Source organism: Peribacillus sp. TH14, from assembly GCF_016651145.1.
Classification (GTDB): Bacteria; Bacillota; Bacilli; order Bacillales; family DSM-1321; genus Peribacillus; species Peribacillus butanolivorans.
This window is the reverse complement of sequence record NZ_JAEKEK010000001.1, coordinates 1,832,228-1,851,878: the sequence shown is the minus strand read 5'-3', so window position 1 is coordinate 1,851,878 and position 19,651 is coordinate 1,832,228. Positions and strand designations below refer to the sequence as shown.

Here is a 19,651-nt window from a genome sequence, read left to right as displayed (position 1 = left end):
TCACTTTAGAGCACATCGGTCGATTTGGCTTCCATTTTTAGTTAAATGGAAGTATTGATTGATCAAAACATCTAGTTTACTGCTTACTTCAATAACTTCATTATCAACCATCGAGGAGCGGGAAGCTAAAATTATCATTTTCTGTCTGTATAGTTCAATATGATCTAAAATTTGTTCAGCAGTCATACAGCGATTCACTCCCTTAGGTTTTACAATTTTTAATTATATAGCCTTGTTTTTTTTTTCTTAAACATAAATTGTAAAACTTTGTTAAAATTAAAGTAATAAATTTTGAAACCTTTTAGCTTACGATTCGTAATAATCGTATAGCCGCATGAGCGGGGGTAAAAACCGGAAAATGGATGCACTCATTAAAGAGAGAATTAATCAAGTATTAAAGGGAGACCATAATGCATTTGGGGAAATTGTCGAACTATACAAGGACAAAGTTTTCCAGATATGTTTTAGGATGCTCGGAAACAGGCAAGAAGCAGAAGATTTGGCACAAGAGGCCTTTGTTAGAGCCTTTGTGAATATTCGTAGTTTCAATATACAAATGAAATTTTCTACGTGGTTATACCGTATTGCGACGAATCTTTGCATTGACCGTCTTCGTAAGAAAAAGCCGGATTACTATTTGGATGCAGAAGTTAGTGGAACTGAGGGATTGAATATGTATTCCCAAATTGCATCAGATATGGCAAAGCCCGAGGATGAAGTTGAATCTTTAGAACTTCAGGAAACCATTCAAGTAGAAATTATGAAGTTGCCGGAGAAATATCGGTCGGTAATCGTATTGAAGTACATTGAAGAATTATCGTTAAAGGAAATCAGTGAAATACTTGATTTGCCAGTCGGCACGGTTAAGACGAGAATACATCGTGGTCGGGAAGCCTTGCGTAAACAACTACGCCATTTATAAAAAGAAGGTGAGAAAAATGAACTACCATGAGGAAATCATTGATTATATGCATGATTATTTAGATGAGGACATCAAACCAGAGCATAAAGAAGCTTTACGTGATCACTTGCATACTTGTGCTGAATGCCGGGATTATTTTCATGAAATGAAAAAGGCAGTCGCTCTTGTACAAAGTACCTCCCATATTAAGGCTCCAGATGACTTTACAGCAAGGGTAATGGCTCAATTGCCAAAGGAAACGAAAACAACGGGTGCCAAGCGTTGGTTAAAAAGCCATCCTTTTATGACGGCAGCAGCCGTGTTCATTGTATTGATGACAGGTTCTCTTTTTTCCACATATAATCAGGACGAACATTTTTCAGTTTCCAAGCAATCTAATTTATTAGTCGAAGGAGAAACGGTGATTGTGCCTGCAGGTGAGACCGTTGAGGGGAATGTGGTAGTTCAAAACGGTAACATTCGAATTGAAGGTGAAGTGAAGGGAGATGTGACGGTCATTAATGGACATAATTATATGTCTAAGGCGGGGAATGTGACCGGAAGCATCCATGTTATTGACCAAGCTTTTGAGTGGATGTGGTACAAAATTAAGGATACCGCAACGTCTGTGCTTCCTATTAAAGAGGAAAAAGGGAATAAGGAGTAAGATGAGCTGAGCGAATGCATCGTTTTCAATATACGGTGCCATCGCTCAGCTTTACTTTGTAAAAGGAGGGGATTTTTTACTTCATTAGACCTTAACATGTAACTTTATCACACTAGTTTTAGAAGTATTATTTAAAAAATGGTATACTATTAAGGTTATTACATAACGATTGTTATTGTTATTTGGAGTAATACTGACTGGAGGAAACAACATGTCTTTATCCAATTTGAATGTTTGGGACTATGTAGTAAATTTCATTGATATTCTCCTTGTTTGGTTTGTGATATATAAATTGTTAACTATTATTCGAGGCACGAAGGCTATACAGCTGCTCAAAGGAATTTTTGTAATAGTCATTGTAAAAAGCTTAAGCAACCTGTTTGGTTTCAATACACTTGGATGGTTAATGGCACAAGTCATGAATTGGGGAGTACTGGCGATTCTTGTCATTTTTCAACCTGAACTGAGGAGAGCGCTTGAACAATTAGGACGTGGGAAGCTCTTTACAAGAGGTAGCGTTCCAGAAGAGAACCAGCAAGAGCGTTTAGTAGAAGAAATATTAAAGGCGTCCACTTATATGGCGAAAAGGCGAATTGGAGCCTTGATTACGATTGAAAAAGGAACGGCACTGGGCGATTATGTTGAAACAGGGATTCCTCTAAAGTCCTATATTTCTTCAGAGTTGCTTATTAATATCTTTATACCTAATACGCCGCTCCATGATGGTGCAGTGATTTTACAAAATAACCAGGTGGCAGCTGCAGCTTGCTATCTGCCTTTATCAGAAAGTCCGTTCATTTCAAAAGAACTTGGTACTCGGCATAGGGCAGCTATTGGTATGAGTGAAGTGACGGATAGTATTACAATCGTTGTATCTGAAGAAACGGGAGGAATCTCTGTTACTAAAAATGGAGAACTGTTCCGAGATTTGAATCAAGAGTCATTTAGGGCAATGCTTACTAGTGAACTGGTAGTGGAAAATATCAAAACAACTTCCTCGAGTATCTGGAATTGGAGGGGGAAGAAAAATGGATAAATATACCAATAGTACATGGTTTATGAGAATTGTTGCTTTTGCTTTGGCAGCTCTGTTATTCATCTCCGTTAATTTTGAGATGGAGTCAGATAAAAAATCTCTTGGTTTATCTACTGCCCCTGAGATTAGTACGGAAACCATTGAAAATGTACCGGTTGAAGTGTACTATGACCGTGAAAATTTGGTGGTGAGCGGAGTACCAGAAACGGTGGATGTTACTTTAAAGGGAGCTAAAAGCCTACTGATAAGTGCAAAAAACCAAAGAGACTTTAAAGTATATGTAGACCTTTCTGATCCTGAAATCTCGATGGGAGACAGAACTGTTACCTTCAAAATAAGCGATTTAAACGAAAAGTTAGTGGCGACAATCGAGCCTGAATATGCAGAAGTCAATGTTCAGGAACGAGTGACGAAGGAATTCTCCGTCGAAGCAGAATATAATAATTCTTTACTTGAAGAGGGTTATACCGCTGGACAGCCAACAGTCAACCCTAAAACTGTTAAAATAACTGGGGCTAAAGATGTAATTGAACAAATTTCCTATGTTAAGGCAAATCTTGAAATAAGTAAGGGTCTTAACGAAACGATGAACGGCAAGGCGACAGTAAAAGCTCTTGACCGGGACTTAAACAAGTTGGATGTTACGATTGAACCTGCTTCAGTTGCAGTGTCACTAAAAGTTAGTATCCCGTCGAAAACGGTAACCATTGCACCTAAGCAAACTGGAAAAGTAAAGGACGGCATCCGTATTAAGAGTATAAGTGTCGATCCAAAAGAGGTAATCCTTTATGGGTCAGAAGCCAGCCTTGAACAAATAAGCGAAATAAATCTCCCTGTTAATATTTCCAAAATTGATGGAGATGCCGAATTGGAATTGGATCTTACTAAACCAGAAAGTGTACAAAAAATGTCCTTGGGTAAGGCAAAGGTCAAAATTAATACAGAAAAAATTGATGTAGAAGATGAGAATGTAGAGGATGTAGAGGCAGTCGAAGAAGTCGAAAAAGTCGAAGAAGAGGTAGTTGAAGAGGATGAACCACCTGCCATCGAGACTAAAACTTTCACCAATTTAAAAATAGAACCTGTAGGTATACAGGAAGACCAAGAAGCCGAATTGGAATCCGATGTAGCAAGCATTACTTTGCGTGGGAAAGCGGATGATTTGAAAGAAATAACTAAAAACGACATTACTCTTACAGTAGATGTGAGTAATTTAGATGAAGGTATACATGATGTAGAACTGGTAGTAAAAGCGCCTGCAGGAGTGAATTGGGAACTAGATTCAAAAACGGCTAAGGTCTCTATTACTCAAAAAGACGAAGAAGAAACATAACCTTCCTTTAACATCATTTAATTTAGTAACGATTCGAAGAAGGAGCGATAAAAAGATGGGTAAATATTTTGGAACAGACGGAGTTAGGGGTATAGCGAATAGCGAATTAACACCGGAGTTGGCATTTAAACTAGGCCGTTTTGGCGGCTACGTTCTTACTAAAAATACAGAAAAACCTAAAGTGCTGATAGGACGCGATACACGTATTTCAGGTGAAATGCTGGAAGGTGCACTAGTTGCTGGTCTATTATCTATTGGGGCTGAAGTTATGCGTCTTGGTGTAATTTCAACACCAGGAGTTGCTTATTTAACAAAGGCGTTAAGTGCTGAAGCAGGCGTTATGATTTCTGCTTCACATAATCCGGTTGCAGATAACGGTATTAAATTCTTCGGTCCGGATGGTTTTAAGCTATCGGATGATCAAGAAGCGGAAATTGAAACATTGTTAGATTTAGAAAAAGATGAACTTCCACGTCCGGTAGGCGGAGATTTAGGCCATCTAAACGACTATTTCGAAGGTGGACAAAAGTATCTCCAGTACTTAAAGCAATCAGTCGATGAAGATTTTACAGGCATTCATGTTGCGCTTGATTGTGCACATGGCGCGACATCATCCTTGGCTATGCATTTGTTTGCGGATCTAGATGCAGATATCTCTACAATGGGGGCATCGCCCAATGGCTTGAACATCAATGATAAGGTAGGTTCCACGCACCCTGAAGCACTTGCTGAATTCTTAAAAGAAAAAGGGGCCGATGTTGGACTTGCCTTCGATGGTGACGGCGACCGCATCATTGCCATAGATGAAAAAGGAAATATAGTTGACGGCGATCAAATTATGTATATATGTGCGAAATACTTGAAAGAAAACAATCGTTTGAAACAGGGGACTGTGGTTTCTACAATCATGAGTAACCTAGGTTTTTATAAAGGTCTTGAGGAGCACGGAATACAAAGTGCCCAAACAGCAGTGGGCGATCGCTATGTTGTAGAAGAGATGCGAAAAGGCGGCTACAACCTTGGCGGTGAGCAATCCGGGCATATTATCTTCCTGGACTACAATACGACAGGGGATGGCTTATTGACAGGCTTACAGCTTGTAAACATTATGAGTGAAACACAAAAACCCTTATCAGAGCTTGCAAATGAGATGAAAAAATATCCACAGACGCTTATCAATGTTAAAGTGACTGACAAGCATGCTGTAACTGATAATGAAAAGGTGCAGGAAGTCATTAAAGATGTTGAGGCAGAAATGGAAGGAAACGGGCGTATATTGGTTAGACCATCTGGAACTGAACCTCTTGTCCGTGTTATGGCTGAAGCACCAACTGTAGAAGAATGCAATCGTTATGTTGATCGCATCGTCTCTGTGGTGAGAGCGGAAATGGGAATAAACGAATAACTAATCATATGCATAAAAGGAACAGAATATCCTTTTATGCATATTTTTATAAAGAAGTGTTTTTTCATTGGTTAAGGTAACAAAGAATTGACCTATGTCCCTTTTGTAAGGTATGATTATCCTGATTTAAAACATATTTTGTTTAAAGGAGGGTAGGCAGGGAGAAAAGGAAATACAAAAGCGCCTGAACTAAGCTTGGTCGAGAATGGCTTAGTTGACGAGGAGGAGGTTTATCGAATGATCGGCGGATACCTCCCGGCTGAAGTGCACAGCCGCAGTAATTTCAATCTTAAAACAGTAGGGCAACTTACTGCACAAAGGATTGGAAATGCACAAAGGGAAAAAAGGCTATAAGCATTTCCTTTATAAAAATAAATATCAGAGATGAGGGGGCAGGGATGCCCCCGTGCATTCCTGTTCCCTCGAATCGGTTGGAGGAACAGAAATTATGTGTGGAATTGTTGGATATATTGGACTTAATGATGCGAAAGAAATTCTATTAAAAGGTCTTGAAAAGCTTGAATACCGCGGTTACGATTCTTCAGGGATTGCTGTCAAAAATGATTCAGGTGTGACAATCTTTAAGGAAAAGGGACGAATTGCAGACCTCCGTGGAGCTGTGGATGAAAAAACTATTGCACATACTGGAATAGGTCATACGCGCTGGGCCACTCATGGTGTGCCAAGTCGTGATAATGCTCATCCTCACCAAAGTAATTCAGGTCGCTTGACTTTAGTTCATAATGGGGTCATTGAAAACTATGCGATTCTAAAACGGGAATATTTGAAGGATGTTGCTTTTAAAAGTGAGACAGATACGGAAGTCATCGTTCAACTTATAGAGAAGTTTGTAAACGATGGTATGGAAGTAGAAGAGGCGTTCCGTCAAACACTCACTCTTTTAGAAGGCTCATATGCCATTGCCCTTTTAGATGCTGAAAATGATGAAACCATTTTTGTCGCAAAAAATAAAAGCCCGCTGCTAATTGGTGTAGGGAAAGACTTTAACGTTGTCGCTTCTGATGCAATGGCTATGTTGCAAGTCACAGATCAATTCCTTGAACTGATGGATAAAGAAATGGTTATAGTGACAAATGAAGAGGTAACGATTAAGAATCTTTCTAACGAAGAAGTTTTTCGTGAGCCATTCACTGCTGAACTGGATGCGAGTGATATTGAAAAAGGTACGTATCCTCATTATATGCTTAAAGAAGTCGACGAGCAGCCTGCTGTCATACGTAAAATTATTCAAGCTTATCAAAATGAAGAAGGCAAACTGGCAATCGATTATAGTATTGCAGAAGCAGTAACTGAGGCTGACCGTATCTATATCGTCGCTTGTGGAACTAGCTATCATGCAGGCTTGATTGGTAAGCAATTCATCGAAAAAATGACTGAAATTCCGGTTGAAGTCCATGTAGCATCGGAATTCACATACAACATGCCGATATTATCGAAAAAACCGCTTTTCATCTTCATATCCCAAAGTGGAGAAACTGCGGATAGCCGTGCGGTATTAGTGGCAATTAAAGAGCTTGGTCATAAAGCATTAACCATTACAAACGTACCGGGCTCTACATTGTCACGTGAAGCGGATTATACGCTCTTGCTGCATGCTGGCCCTGAAATTGCAGTTGCCTCTACAAAAGCTTACACAGCTCAAGTAGCTGTATTGGCTATATTAGCAAATGTTTCTGGACAATTCCGTAACCTAGAGTTTGATTTCGACCTTGTTAAGGAGCTTGGAATTGTTGCGACAGCAATGGAAGCTCTATGCGATTCGAAAGAAGAGATGGAAGCTATTGCCCATGAATATTTGTCTGTTACAAGAAACTGCTTCTTCATCGGCCGGTCCCTTGACTACTATGTTGGTCTTGAAGGGGCGCTTAAGCTGAAAGAAATCTCTTACATCCAGGCAGAAGGCTTTGCTGGTGGTGAGCTTAAACATGGAACAATTGCCTTGATTGAAGAAGGTACACCTGTTATAGCTCTTGCTACGCAAGCAGGCGTCAACCTAAGCATCCGTGGTAATGTCAAAGAAGTCGTTGCCCGTGGTGCTAACCCATGCATTATTTCTATGAATGGGTTGGAAGAAGAAGATGATCGCTTTGTCATCCCGGAAGTGAACGAACTATTAACACCCCTTATCTCTGTTATCCCGATGCAACTCATTGCGTACTACGCTGCCTTGCACCGCGAATGTGACGTGGATAAACCACGTAATCTTGCGAAAAGTGTAACGGTTGAGTAAGCTGGAATGAATATAACGTGCCTTATGTAGTTTTGAAATAAAGTTTAACCGTTTTTTCAAAAGTTGCACCGTTTCACCCCTTTGGATATGATTATCTAAAGGGGTGTTTTTTTATGCCTAAAAGAGCGAGAACATCTAAAGTTGATAAGTGGATTAAAGAAGGCCGAGGAATAGGAATTGGTGTGCAGTGACAATAAATTTGTTTGAAAAATAATAAAGTCATTTAATACCATCTATCAAATATATCGGAAGGTAATTGCTGCATCTTTAAGAGCAAAATTAAACAGCTTTATTATATAAACACACAATGAGGTTAGATTGCAAAGCGATTGTGCATTGTCGAAATTGAAGAAGAAGTAAAAAAACTATGGATGAACAAAAGGCGACTTTTGAGGTGTCTAGGTATCCTGTCAAAGATACGGATGAGGTTGCGAATGGTGCAATTGATGTCATGGCGTATTGGCATGAAAAATTACATCGTTCAAAAATAATTTTTTATTTTAGGAGAGAATGACATGGAAGTTTTTATAGAATATTTAGCGAGTATTGATAACCCGCAACATCGGGACCGAACGGAAGAAGTTTTGGTTTGGGTAACTAAGAAATTCCCAAATTTAATGCCAAAAATTGCGTGGAATCAGCCTATGTTTACCGATCATGGCACATTTATTATTGGCTTTAGCGTAGCCAAACATCATTTGGCTGTTGCCCCTGAAAGGGCAGGGATTATTCATTTTTCTGATGAAATTGTGCAGGCTGGCCATGATCACACCAAGCAGTTGGTACGTATCCAGTGGGATAGTCCGGTTGATTTCTCATTACTTGAGAAAATGATCGAGTTTAATATTTTGGATAAGACGGACTGTTCAACTTTTTGGCGGAAATAAAAAAATCGGATTATTCTGGGTTCAGTTCAATTAATTTTAATCAAACTTTATTAAAAACCAACACCTTAGAATTTATTCTAAGGCACGTTTTTTTATGCTTGTTTTTAGGAATCGGTGAGAGTACATGAATTATTAGGTAATCTCTATTCCTTCATAGTTTTATAGATTCACTTGTTATGCGAAATCCAAATATCAACCATCCTAAGGGTGTTTTGTGCAATGGCGGGACTTATAGAGAAAGGTACTCTAAAGGTTTTTGGAAAATTCCTTTTTTGAGCCATTGCGACAATAAAGGAATATAAATATTGTTTATAGGTAAAAGAAATTATTATCACTTTTAAAAATAGGAAAAAGGAATGCCTGGATAGAATCCGGGCTTTTTGTTATGTCAAAAAAATATCATTAGATACCATTTACCTGTTCTGTTCAGAGGGACGTGTAATGAAGATCGACATGCTTCTGTATTTTTTTGGATAAAATTAGGTAAAAAGAATTATGTATTGTTATTTATATTGTGACTATTGTTTAATTAAATAATAATAAATACCTATATAAGCTAAATACTTACCACTTTTAACCGATTAAATATGGGGATACATAAAACAGTATAAGTTAGGTGGAAAACATGATTATTTTGAATGAGCCCATTGTGTCACCAATTCTTCTAAAGGTATTAGAGAAACAGCAGATTCCAGTGTTGGAGCATGGGCGATGGAGAAACACACTATCATCAGAAAAGCTAAACATTCAAAAAGATACGGAGTTTTTTAAGTCTATGGAAATGGGCAAAAGGATTCTTACAAACTCTGAGAATGGCATTACATTATTAGGTCATTTTCAACCCAATAGCAATGAATACATATGGTCTAAGTTATTAAAAGATAAGAGTAAGGTTCGTAATCTAACGAAATCATTATATCCTGATTTCTATTTCCAAGAAATTGATCTATCCATAATAAGTGATATGGATAAAAAACAAATTCCGTTTCCTGTGGTTATCAAACCTAATATTGGCTACTCAAGTGTAGGGGTACACAAAGTTAAGAATGAACAGGATTGGGATATAGCCGTAAGCCATTTGAAGGAAGATTTACTGCATTCCGATGGATTGTATGATTCAACAGTAGTAGGTTCTCAGACTGTTTTAATAGAAGAGTGGATTCAGGGAGAGGAATATGCCATTGATGGTTATTTTAATCAGGATGGTGAACCAATTATATTGAACGCGTTTAAACGTTTATTTAAGGATGATTATGATACATCCGATCGAATCTATTACACGTCGAAGATAGCAGTAAATGAAATCTATGATGATGCCCTACAGTTTATGAAGAAAGTCCAAACTGTTCTACCCCTAAGGAATTACCCTGTACACTTTGAAATTCGCAAAAAGGGAGACAGGGTTATTCCCATAGAAATTAATCCCTTGCGTTTTGCGGGAGCGGGCACAACAGATCTAGGGTATCATGCCTATGGGATGAATATGTATGAACACTATTTCTTAGGAACGAAACCTGATTGGAATCGAATATTGGAAGAGATGGACGATAATATTTATAGCTTTTTCTTTGCAGAGGTTCCATTGGAAATAAATTTAGAAGATGTTGAACGGATTAATCATATAGGACTTCAAAAGGAGTTTGAACATATTTTGGAATATAGACAGCTTCCTTTTCAAAATGATCGAAGTATGGCAATCATCTTTTATAGAAGTGAAGATTTGAACAAGAATCTTCACTTGCTTCATTTAGATTTATTTCCTTTTCTAACTATAAAAGAGCTGGCTTTAATCTAAGGAGGATGTAAGGTTGAAAATTTCAAAGCTAAATCCAAAACGATCTTTACTAGCTAAATTATTCGTATTCTACATAATTCCGTTCGTACTATTTGCAGGTGCTATGGATTTTTGTTTTTCATATATTACTAATAATATGATTAATGAAAATGTCCTTCCACAATTTGATGAGCGGCTATCTGAAAATGCCCGCAGTTTGGCTGCAAGCATTGATCCGGATTTGATAGAAAATGCTTCAGATCAGGGAGAAGCTATCTTGGGAAAATTAGATGCCTTCGTTGAAAAGAGAAAAGGCATTGAATATGTTTATGTCCTGAAGCGGGAGAATGATTCGGATGTCATTGTGGCCTTGAATGGCAGCAAGGATTTCATGGTGGAATCCCCGTTTACACCAGAACAGGCAAAATCGATAAATGGAAAAGAAGAAGTGTTAAGTGAAATCTATAACGATAAATGGGGCACACACAAGTCTTACTTTACACCTATCGAAGGAACGGATGCTATTGTAGGTATTGATATGGATGCTTCGTTTATTCCTGAGATGAAAAGCAAAATGATTGTCTTTAATATTCTATTTTTAATAAGTGCAGTATTATTGGGTGCTATAAGCGCTTATGTTATAGGGAGACAAATTTCCCGTCCTGTTAATGAACTAGTTGGTTTCACAAGTGAAATGGCAGTAGGGAATTTAAGTAAACCTATCACTAGTGTTCGACAAGATGAAATTGGGGATCTATCACACGGGTTTGAAGATATGCGAGTGAGCTTGTCCCATATTATTCAAAATGTCCGTGAACGTGCTCAAACGATGAATAAAACCACAGTGTCCATTCATCAATCTTTTGAAGAGATGGTAGAATCCTATGATCAGATCGTAACAGGGACAACGGAAGAAGCAAAAGCTTCAGAAGAACGGGCCCACCATATTGACCGAATTTCTAATATGATCAGTGATTTAACGGATACAATTCGTTTAATGAGCGAGCAAACGAATACAATGAACGAATTTACACTACATACGAACAAACTTGCTGAACAGGGGAGTAAACAAGTACAGGATGTAACGAGTCAAATGGATAAAATTATGGGAAATGGCCAAGCGAGTAAAGCCAATTTGGTGAGCTTGGAAGAGGATGTAGTTAAGATAAATGAAGTGATTGGTTTAATACGAATCATTGCTTCTCAAACGAACCTGCTATCCTTGAATGCTTCTATTGAAGCTGCACGAGCGGGGGATGCAGGCAGAGGTTTTGCTGTAGTTGCCCACGAAGTGCAAAAACTGGCTGTACAAACAGATGAATCCATTGATGTTATTTCTGAATCTATCATGCGAATTAATGAACAAACAGCAAAGGTTATCCAAAATAATGATGAGAGCTTCCAAGATATATTAAATGGAGTATCCTTAGTGGAGAACAATGGTGAGATTTTCAATAAGATTTTTGATTCTGTAGAAAAACTATTGAAAGGAACAGAACAATTAGCGCACCATTCGCAAAAAATTAATGTATCCTCAGATGAAAGTTTAGCATCTATTCAGGAAATCGCTGCAATCTCAGAAGAGGGAGTAGCAACAACTGAACAAATTTCTGCTGCTGCTATTCAACAAAGTAACATTATGACCGGATTAAAGGCACAAAACAGAGACTTGGCAAAAGAATCAGCCTTATTAGAGGAAATGGTCGAAAAGTTTATTACCGAAAAATAAAAAAGGTAAGATAATCATTAAAAAAACTCACTGAGAAAGGCGTCAGTGAGTTTTTTATAAATTAATAAGCAGTCCAGCCGGCATCAGCTGTAACAACTGTTCCATTCACGAAGCTCGAGTCATCAGAAGCCAGGAATAAAGCTACTTTAGCAATCTCTGTAGCATCTCCCACACGAGGGTTGACGTTGATTCCAACCATTGCTCTCTCCATACCAAAATCATTTGGCTGATTAATGGTTGTACCGATATTTGTGGCTACGGCCCCTGGGGCAACGGCGTTACAACGGATACCTTTTGTTGCATATTGGAAGCCAACGTTTTTTGTAAAACCCATTACAGCATGTTTAGCAGCTGTGTAGGCAGCACCTGCTCTTGAACCGAATAATCCGCCAGCAGAGGCAATGTTCACAATTACTCCTGCTTCTTTTTCAAGAAAGATTGGAAGGGCTTTTCTTGTTGAGCGCATTACACTCGTTGTATTGATTGCAAATTGCCGTTCCCAATGTTCATCTGTAATTTCAGCAGCTGGAATGAAGTTATCCATGATGCCTGCATTATTTACTAAAATGTCCAGAGTACCATATTTTTCAACAGCAAGGTCGATCATGGCTTGTACGTCCTCTTCTTTAGCAACGTTAGCTAAGATGGAAGCAGCTGTGCCACCGTTTGCTTCGATAACAGAAACGACTGCTTGTGCCGCTTCTAGATTAATATCCGAAACGATTACTTTTGCTCCTTCTTTTGCGTAAAGAACCGCGATTTCTTTCCCCATACCAGATGCAGCGCCTGTAACAACGGCTACTTTCCCTTGTAATTTCATATTTGTTCCCCCAGATTCATAATGTTTAATTACTGGATACTTAATGAACACTTGTTTGTTAACTTTCAATATCTATATTATAATCCCCTATATAAAGAGGTACAATCAGCAAATAAACCATAATTTGTTTATTAATAGACAAATAAATGAAAGTATGTGCATTAAAATGTGTTGGAGGTTATGAAATGGATAGGCGGGTAAAAAAATCTATAGCTGCATTAAAAGAGGCCCTTATATCTTTAATGGTTGAAAAAGAATTTAGAGAAATAACAATTTCAGAAATCGTACAACGAGCGGATCTTAATCGTGGCACTTTTTATAAGCATTTTCAGTACAAAGAAGACTTGTTTAATGACGTGATTGATGAAGTGATGAATGACTTAATTGAATCGTATCAAGCACCTTACAAGACTATTGAGGTTTTGGATATAGAACGGTTGCAGTCTTCTACTATACGTATTTTTCATCATGTAGAAAATCATAGGACCTTTTACCAAATGATATTGAAGCCAACGGCCTTGTCTGGTTTTCAGAACAGATTGGGGACTGTCATAAAACAATTATCTCTAGAGGACTTATTAGTAGGAAGTGATGACAAAGCCATTAATAAAGACTTGCTTGCTAGTTATCATGCTTATTCTATATTGGGAATGATCATACAATGGGTACAGGATGAATTTAAAAATACACCTGAATATATGGCTGAGCAACTTGTTAAAATCATACATTATCGGCCGATAGGAGTAACAGTTCCTAAAAAGTAAAAAAGTGCTTATGTGGTCCGACCCACTTTAGTATATAGAAGTTGATTGAAGTCGAATTTTAAGAGTATTAAAAATTGCTTGAAAAAAGTTTACTTAAACTATTTGCAATCGCTGCCATTTAATGTTATGCTTAGTCTTAATTATTTTTGTTCGGTACTAAGGATACTAAAAGTACTACTTTTCGTTTTCGATGATGACTTAGAGCAAGGATAGTAATACAATGTGCTTAAATGCACTAGGAGGCAACAACAATGGAACAAGGTAAAGTGAAATGGTTTAACGCAGAAAAAGGTTTTGGATTCATCGAACGCGAAAACGGAGACGACGTATTCGTACATTTCTCAGCTATCCAAAGCGAAGGTTTCAAATCTTTAGACGAAGGTCAAGAAGTTACTTTTGAAGTAGAGCAAGGTCAACGTGGACCTCAAGCTTCTAACGTTCAAAAAGCATAATTTCAAAACAAATAAAGACAGATCCTAGTTATAGGGTCTGTCTTTTTGTTTTGTAAAAAGAAAGTCAAAAAAACCTGCTCAAAGATTGAGCAGGGTAAATGGTACAAGTAAAGTAAAACGCTTAAAAGGTTTGACTAAGTATATCATAGTTTTTCAAAAAAATACTAAATTAATTATTTTATTCTATTAAGGCATTGGGATAGGAAAGTACGGAAATCATTAGATTGAAGGGACATGAGGGAAGCTCATATCCTTTCAATCTTTTTTTTCATTAGAAGATGATTAAAGAAAAAATTGATACGATTCAGGGGATATTTGATAAGACATTTCTTAACCATTTTAGAATGAAGCCTTCTATGACACCTATAAAGGTATAGAGAATAATAATACAGAGGTCAGGTTGCCAAAATAGGCACTTTGACCTCTCTTCGTTTATACAATAATAAAATTTATGAGTTATGAACGATTTCTAGTCATGCGTTGATCTGATCTTGGTGTATGTGGATGAAGTTCAAATTGAAACAAAAGCCAGTGTTTTTCATATATAGTCATATATGCCGCTTTTATCAAGTCTGCTTTGGGGAGGAAGTAAGTTTCTTTTACATTCAAATCTAGGTTTGAATATTCAGCAAATTATGGTATATTATAATCAAACGCATATTTGAATGAGGGGGGGTGAGAAGATGGCGGAAATGAAGGATATGTGTGATGTTCACCTGCATGATGAAGTAAAGGTGAACTGCATTCAAGAAGAAATGAGCCAGGTGAATATCTCTAGTATATCGAAGCTGTTTAAAGTTATCGGTGATGAAAACAGAGCGAAAATTGCTTATGCGCTATGTACGGATGAGGAGTTGTGTGTGTGTGATTTGGCGAATATCATTGGTGCCTCAATGGCGACAACCTCACATCATCTTCGTACCCTATATAAACATGCAATCGTAAAATATCGAAAAGAAGGTAAGTTAGCATTTTATTCATTAGATGATCATCATATAAAACAATTAATTCTTATTGCATTAGAACATCAGCAGGAGGTGAGGGTCGATGGCTGAATCCCAATCAAAAACGTATCGAATTCAAGGTCTATCCTGTACGAATTGTGCGGCTAAATTTGAAAATAATGTCCGTGACCTTGAGGGAGTGAAAGTTGCCAAAATCAACTTCGGGGCTTCGAAGATTTCGATTCAAGGAAGTACAACAATTGAAGAAATTGAAAAAGCGGGAGCCTTTGATAATCTTAAAATCCGGGATGAACAAGAACAGGTTACGGAAAAGGAACCGTTTTGGAAGCAAAAAGAAAATATTAAAGTAGTGTTTTCTGCTATCCTTCTTTTAATCAGTTGGATATTGGATAAACAATATGGTGATGGAAGCAACATGTCAGTGATTGGCTATGCGGCTGCAATTTTAGTTGGTGGATATTCACTATTTATCAATGGACTGAAAAATCTTGTCAGACTGCGCTTTGATATGCACACCCTAATGACGGTTGCAATTATTGGAGCAGCTGTGCTGGGTGAATGGGGCGAGGGAGCAACAGTCGTTATTCTGTTTGCAATCAGTGAAGCGCTGGAAAAATATTCGATGGATAAAGCCCGGAATTCTATAGAATCATTAATGAATATAGCTCCTAAAGAGGCCTTGATTCGTAGGGGACATCACGAAATGATGGTTGCTGTTGATGAGATTGAGGTGGGCGACACCATGATTGTCAAACCCGGTCAGAAGCTCGCTATGGACGGCAGGATCACGAAAGGTGCCTCGACACTGAATCAAGCAGCCATTACAGGGGAATCAGAGCCAATATTTAAAACGGTTGAGGGTGAAGTATTTGCTGGAACCTTAAATGGTGAAGGACTGCTGGAAGTGGAGGTCACGAAACGAGTAGAGGATACGACGATTGCAAAAATCATACATCTTGTTGAAGAAGCTCAGGCTGAAAAAGCTCCTTCCCAGGCATTTGTTGATAGATTTGCAAAATTCTATACGCCCGCCATTATGCTGATAGCGTTGGCCATTGCCGTTATTCCGCCGCTTGTCATAAACGGGGAATGGAGTGAATGGATTTACCGAGGATTGGCTGTGCTGGTTGTTGGTTGTCCATGTGCTTTAGTTATCTCTACACCAATTGCAATTGTAACAGCCATCGGAAATGCTGCGAAAAATGGTGTACTGATTAAAGGCGGAGTCCATTTGGAGGAAGCTGGAGCCATAAAGGCGATTGCGTTTGATAAAACAGGTACTTTGACAAAGGGAATACCTGAAGTGACTGATTTCACGGTATTGGTTGACGGGGTGAGTGAACAGGAAGTTCTAGGGATTGCTGCAGCTTTAGAAAGTTGTTCACAACATCCTCTTGCCACGGCCATTCTCCAAAAAGCAGAGAGCCAGAACATGGACTATCACTCTCTAGTGGTCGAGGATTTTACCGCAATCACGGGTAAAGGTATAAAAGGAACAATAAATAGAGAAGTCTATTACATTGGGAAACCACATCTTTTTGAAGAAGAGGGCGGTTTAGCCTTTTCTGAAGATGTTCGTATCCAAATAAATGATTATCAAAATGAAGGAAAAACGGTGATGGTGCTTGGCAATCAAATAAAACTCCTTGCACTGATTGCAGTTGCGGACGAAATAAGGGAAAGCAGTAAGGAAGCAATCCGGAAACTGCATGCTCTCGGGATTGAAAAAACGATAATGCTAACCGGGGATAATATCGGAACAGCAAAAGCGATTGGAGCAGAAGCTGGCGTTCATGAGATTCAAGCGGAGCTATTGCCGCAAGATAAACTGGCCTTTATCAAACAATGGAAACAGAAATATAATCGAGTGGCTATGATTGGCGATGGTGTCAATGATGCACCGGCTTTAGCGGCTTCCACGGTTGGGATTGCGATGGGGGGAGCGGGGGCGGACACCGCCCTTGAAACCGCAGATATTGCCTTAATGGGTGATGACTTATCAAAGCTGCCTTATACGATACGCCTAAGTCGTAAAACGTTAAAAATTATTAAGCAGAACATCACATTTTCGTTAGCGATTAAGATTCTGGCTTTACTATTGATAGCACCAGGCTGGTTAACACTGTGGATGGCAATTTTTGCAGACATGGGAGCAACGTTATTGGTCACATTGAACAGTCTTAGATTGCTAAGAATAAAAGAGTAATTGAATATGGCTTCCTGGTTCCTTTTAAAGGTGCAAGGAAGCCTTTTCTTGTACTGCTCCAAAATGTTTCATGTGAAACTGATAATTCACATACAGTTCAGAAGTTTTTCACTCAACAGTAAAGCAATTGAATGGGCGAGTACAACGTCGCCAGATGAAGTGATCGATCGTTATCGAAACCATTATTGAGAAAAGAGGAAGGGATGTACAGAAACGGTTCGATACTGGAAGAGTCCTGGTATCGTATAAAAAAGGCGGATATATAGCTGAATCTGAATTTCCACTATGGCTCGAGTTGCTTAATGAAAATGACGAGGTAAAAGAGGGTAAAGTAGAGCGGGACGATTAATAAACGATTGAATTCAATCCTATAAGGTCGAAAGAAAATAAGAAACCAATAGAATATCAAAAATACCAGGTCTGAATATGGCCTGGTATTTAATATGTTGAATTTTCTTTTAAGTAAAAGGAATCCTAATAAGAACATTTTTGAATGCAGAGCCAAGCAATCGTTATGCATGTTCTATGTAGTGTGCTACAATGTGGCTGACTTTTAATGAGGCATAGGATGATCCTGTGTGATTGTTAAATTGAGTATGGCAGTTACAGGAAGGGATTTGAAAGAATGGAATTAGAGCAAAGGGCAATCTTAGTTGGGGTAAACCTCAATAGCCAAAAGGATTTTGATTATTCAATGGAGGAATTGGCTAATTTAACGGAGGCCTGTGAGGTAGAGGTTGTCGGGACGATCACACAGAATTTGCATCGGGTGAACTCATCACATTTTATTGGAACCGGAAAGATTGAGGAAGTAAAAAATCTTGTGGAGTATAAGGAAGCGAATGTCGTCATCTTTAATGATCAGTTGTCGCCTTCACAACTTCGGAATCTGGAGAGGGACATGGATTGTAAGGTAATTGATCGGACAATCTTGATTCTGGACATTTTTGCACACCGAGCAAAAACAAAGGAAGCCCAGCTTCAGGTAGAATTGGCAAAACTTCAATATATGCTCCCACGTCTCGTTGGATTAAGGGAGTCATTAGGTCGTCAGAGTGGTGGAGTTGGTACAAACAAAGGTGCTGGGGAAAAGCAGTTAGAGCTTGACCGTAGGAGAATAGAGGAAAATATAAGTGTTTTGAATAAAGAACTGGAAGAACTTGTTGCACACCGTCAAACGCAGAGGAAGCAGCGGAAAAAGAATGCCATCCCAGTCGTTTCTTTAGTCGGTTATACGAATGCAGGGAAATCCTCGATCATGAACGCTTTGATTGAAATGTTTCACCCAACAACCGAAAAGCAGGTTTTGGAAAAGGATATGCTGTTTGCTACGCTTGAGACTTCCGTGCGAAACATTCCTTTGCCGGATAATAAGGAATTTTTACTGACGGACACGGTTGGTTTTGTTTCAAAACTACCGCATCATCTTGTGAAAGCGTTCCGTTCAACCTTAGAAGAAGTGGTCGAAGCTGACTTATTGATTCATGTTGTTGATTTTTCCAATCCCAATTATGAGCAGCAAATAGAGATTACAGATCAAACTTTGAATGATATAGGCATTAAAGAAATTCCAACTATTTTTGCTTATAATAAAGCAGATCTGACTGAAATAGATATCCCGCAGGTGAATCGTGACTCTGTTTATATGTCAGTGAAAAACAAAGTAGGCATACAGGAATTGATCGATCAAATCCGAGGACATGTTTTTGTAGACTATATTCGCTGTGAGATGCTGATTCCGTATGACCAGGGACAGTTGGTATCCTATTTCAATGAACATGGTCATATAACGGAAACAGAATATGATGAGAATGGATCTAAATTAAAACTTGAGTGCAAGAAAACAGATTATGAAAAATATCATCAATACGTTATTAACTCTAAGTAATCGTTTTGTTGATAATATGTGTATAAGTTGTTAGCAAGTTGTTAATGACTGAAAATTCACTATTGAACCTGTGTATAGTTTTTTAAGAAAAATACAATACTTACTGGAAAACGTTGAAATAACTCAGTATTTCTTGTTATCCACATATTATTTTTATGTGGATAACCTGTGAATAAAATTAAAAAGCCCTAGAAAATTGCATTTAATATTTTCTAGGGCTTTTTAATTTGTGGACAAAGTGTTGATAAGTTAGTTTTATTAAAAAAATTCAGTAAGTGTGATGAATATTAAGTAAGGTTTGTAGAAAAATGACGATGTTTATCATTTGTTGTTAGGAAATATCACATGGTTATTACATAGTGCACATTAAACAGTTAACAATATTTTACACTTTGTATAATGTAACTTGCTTTTTATCATTATAAAATAAAGAATACTCAATTTATCTGGTTATTACCAGATTGTGAGTTTTTAAGAACGATTGGGGGGGCTTTTAATGGCCAAAGGAAGCAGAGACCAAGGCGTGATCATCAAGAAAATAAAAGAAAATAATAAACGGAATGTGAGATTATT

Annotated in this window: 17 protein-coding genes; 15 read left to right on the top strand and 2 right to left on the bottom strand. The window is 38.1% G+C overall.

Features of this window, described 5'->3' with window-relative positions; genetic code table 11:
• A complete protein-coding gene (locus tag JFU50_RS08900) occupies nucleotides 1–186 on the bottom strand; it encodes an aspartyl-phosphate phosphatase Spo0E family protein (protein ID WP_098176662.1) in 186 nt (61 codons plus the stop codon).
• Nucleotides 187–358: 172 nt separating this feature from the next.
• On the opposite strand from JFU50_RS08900, the gene sigW reads away from it, so the two are divergent.
• The 10 genes from sigW (at nucleotide 359) to JFU50_RS08850 (ending at nucleotide 11,983) form a co-directional block, all read left to right on the top strand.
• On the top strand, nucleotides 359–922 hold the full coding sequence (sigW, locus tag JFU50_RS08895) for an RNA polymerase sigma factor SigW (RefSeq protein WP_098176663.1): 564 nt from the start codon (nucleotides 359–361) through the stop codon (nucleotides 920–922).
• Nucleotides 923–938: 16 nt separating this feature from the next.
• Complete coding sequence (locus tag JFU50_RS08890; protein ID WP_201188245.1) at nucleotides 939–1,568, top strand: anti-sigma factor family protein; 630 nt, start codon at nucleotides 939–941, stop codon at nucleotides 1,566–1,568.
• Nucleotides 1,569–1,779: 211 nt separating this feature from the next.
• Complete coding sequence (gene cdaA, locus JFU50_RS08885; protein WP_056525977.1) at nucleotides 1,780–2,604, top strand: diadenylate cyclase CdaA; 825 nt, start codon at nucleotides 1,780–1,782, stop codon at nucleotides 2,602–2,604.
• Nucleotides 2,597–3,937, top strand: a complete 1,341-nt coding sequence (locus JFU50_RS08880; protein ID WP_201222441.1) for a CdaR family protein — start codon at nucleotides 2,597–2,599, stop codon at nucleotides 3,935–3,937. Before cdaA ends, JFU50_RS08880 begins: the two co-directional genes overlap by 8 nt.
• 55 nt (nucleotides 3,938–3,992) lie before the next feature.
• The gene (gene glmM / locus JFU50_RS08875) at nucleotides 3,993–5,342 is read left to right on the top strand and encodes a phosphoglucosamine mutase (RefSeq protein WP_056525971.1); all 1,350 of its coding nucleotides are present in this window, start codon (nucleotides 3,993–3,995) and stop codon (nucleotides 5,340–5,342) included.
• Between the two features lie 448 nt (nucleotides 5,343–5,790).
• On the top strand, nucleotides 5,791–7,593 hold the full coding sequence (glmS, locus tag JFU50_RS08870) for a glutamine--fructose-6-phosphate transaminase (isomerizing) (RefSeq protein WP_201222439.1): 1,803 nt from the start codon (nucleotides 5,791–5,793) through the stop codon (nucleotides 7,591–7,593).
• Between the two features lie 367 nt (nucleotides 7,594–7,960).
• Nucleotides 7,961–8,107 carry a hypothetical protein gene (locus JFU50_RS08865; protein ID WP_201222437.1) on the top strand — a complete coding sequence of 49 codons (147 nt, stop codon included), beginning with the start codon at nucleotides 7,961–7,963 and terminating at the stop codon, nucleotides 8,105–8,107.
• A 1-nt stretch (nucleotide 8,108) separates the two neighbouring features.
• Nucleotides 8,109–8,480, top strand: coding sequence for an iron chaperone (locus JFU50_RS08860; protein WP_201222435.1), 372 nt, complete (start codon nucleotides 8,109–8,111; stop codon nucleotides 8,478–8,480).
• A 625-nt stretch (nucleotides 8,481–9,105) separates the two neighbouring features.
• The gene (locus JFU50_RS08855; RefSeq protein WP_201222433.1) at nucleotides 9,106–10,275 is read left to right on the top strand and encodes an ATP-grasp domain-containing protein; all 1,170 of its coding nucleotides are present in this window, start codon (nucleotides 9,106–9,108) and stop codon (nucleotides 10,273–10,275) included.
• A gap of 13 nt (nucleotides 10,276–10,288) precedes the next feature.
• The gene (locus JFU50_RS08850) at nucleotides 10,289–11,983 is read left to right on the top strand and encodes a methyl-accepting chemotaxis protein (protein WP_242486085.1); all 1,695 of its coding nucleotides are present in this window, start codon (nucleotides 10,289–10,291) and stop codon (nucleotides 11,981–11,983) included.
• 61 nt (nucleotides 11,984–12,044) lie between these two features.
• On the opposite strand, the gene JFU50_RS08845 is transcribed toward JFU50_RS08850, so the two are convergent.
• Entirely contained in the window at nucleotides 12,045–12,803 is a 759-nt protein-coding gene (locus JFU50_RS08845; RefSeq protein WP_056525958.1) for an SDR family oxidoreductase, read from the bottom strand.
• Between the two features lie 185 nt (nucleotides 12,804–12,988).
• Between JFU50_RS08845 and JFU50_RS08840 the strand changes: the two genes are divergently transcribed.
• The 5 genes from JFU50_RS08840 to hflX all read left to right on the top strand — a co-directional run bounded on the left by JFU50_RS08840 (nucleotide 12,989) and on the right by hflX (nucleotide 19,078).
• Nucleotides 12,989–13,567: a TetR/AcrR family transcriptional regulator gene (locus tag JFU50_RS08840; protein WP_201222431.1), complete on the top strand. Its 579-nt coding sequence runs from the start codon at nucleotides 12,989–12,991 to the stop codon at nucleotides 13,565–13,567.
• Nucleotides 13,568–13,818: 251 nt separating this feature from the next.
• On the top strand, nucleotides 13,819–14,019 hold the full coding sequence (locus tag JFU50_RS08835; protein WP_034304915.1) for a cold-shock protein: 201 nt from the start codon (nucleotides 13,819–13,821) through the stop codon (nucleotides 14,017–14,019).
• Nucleotides 14,020–14,711: 692 nt separating this feature from the next.
• On the top strand, nucleotides 14,712–15,074 hold the full coding sequence (locus JFU50_RS08830; RefSeq protein ID WP_376107593.1) for an ArsR/SmtB family transcription factor: 363 nt from the start codon (nucleotides 14,712–14,714) through the stop codon (nucleotides 15,072–15,074).
• Nucleotides 15,067–17,190 (top strand): heavy metal translocating P-type ATPase, encoded by a 2,124-nt coding sequence (locus JFU50_RS08825; protein WP_201222430.1) that lies wholly within the window; start codon nucleotides 15,067–15,069, stop codon nucleotides 17,188–17,190. The genes JFU50_RS08830 and JFU50_RS08825 overlap by 8 nt, the downstream gene beginning before the upstream one ends.
• A gap of 625 nt (nucleotides 17,191–17,815) precedes the next feature.
• Entirely contained in the window at nucleotides 17,816–19,078 is a 1,263-nt protein-coding gene (hflX, locus tag JFU50_RS08820; RefSeq protein WP_201222429.1) for a GTPase HflX, read from the top strand.
• The last annotated feature ends 573 nt before the right edge of the window (nucleotides 19,079–19,651 follow it).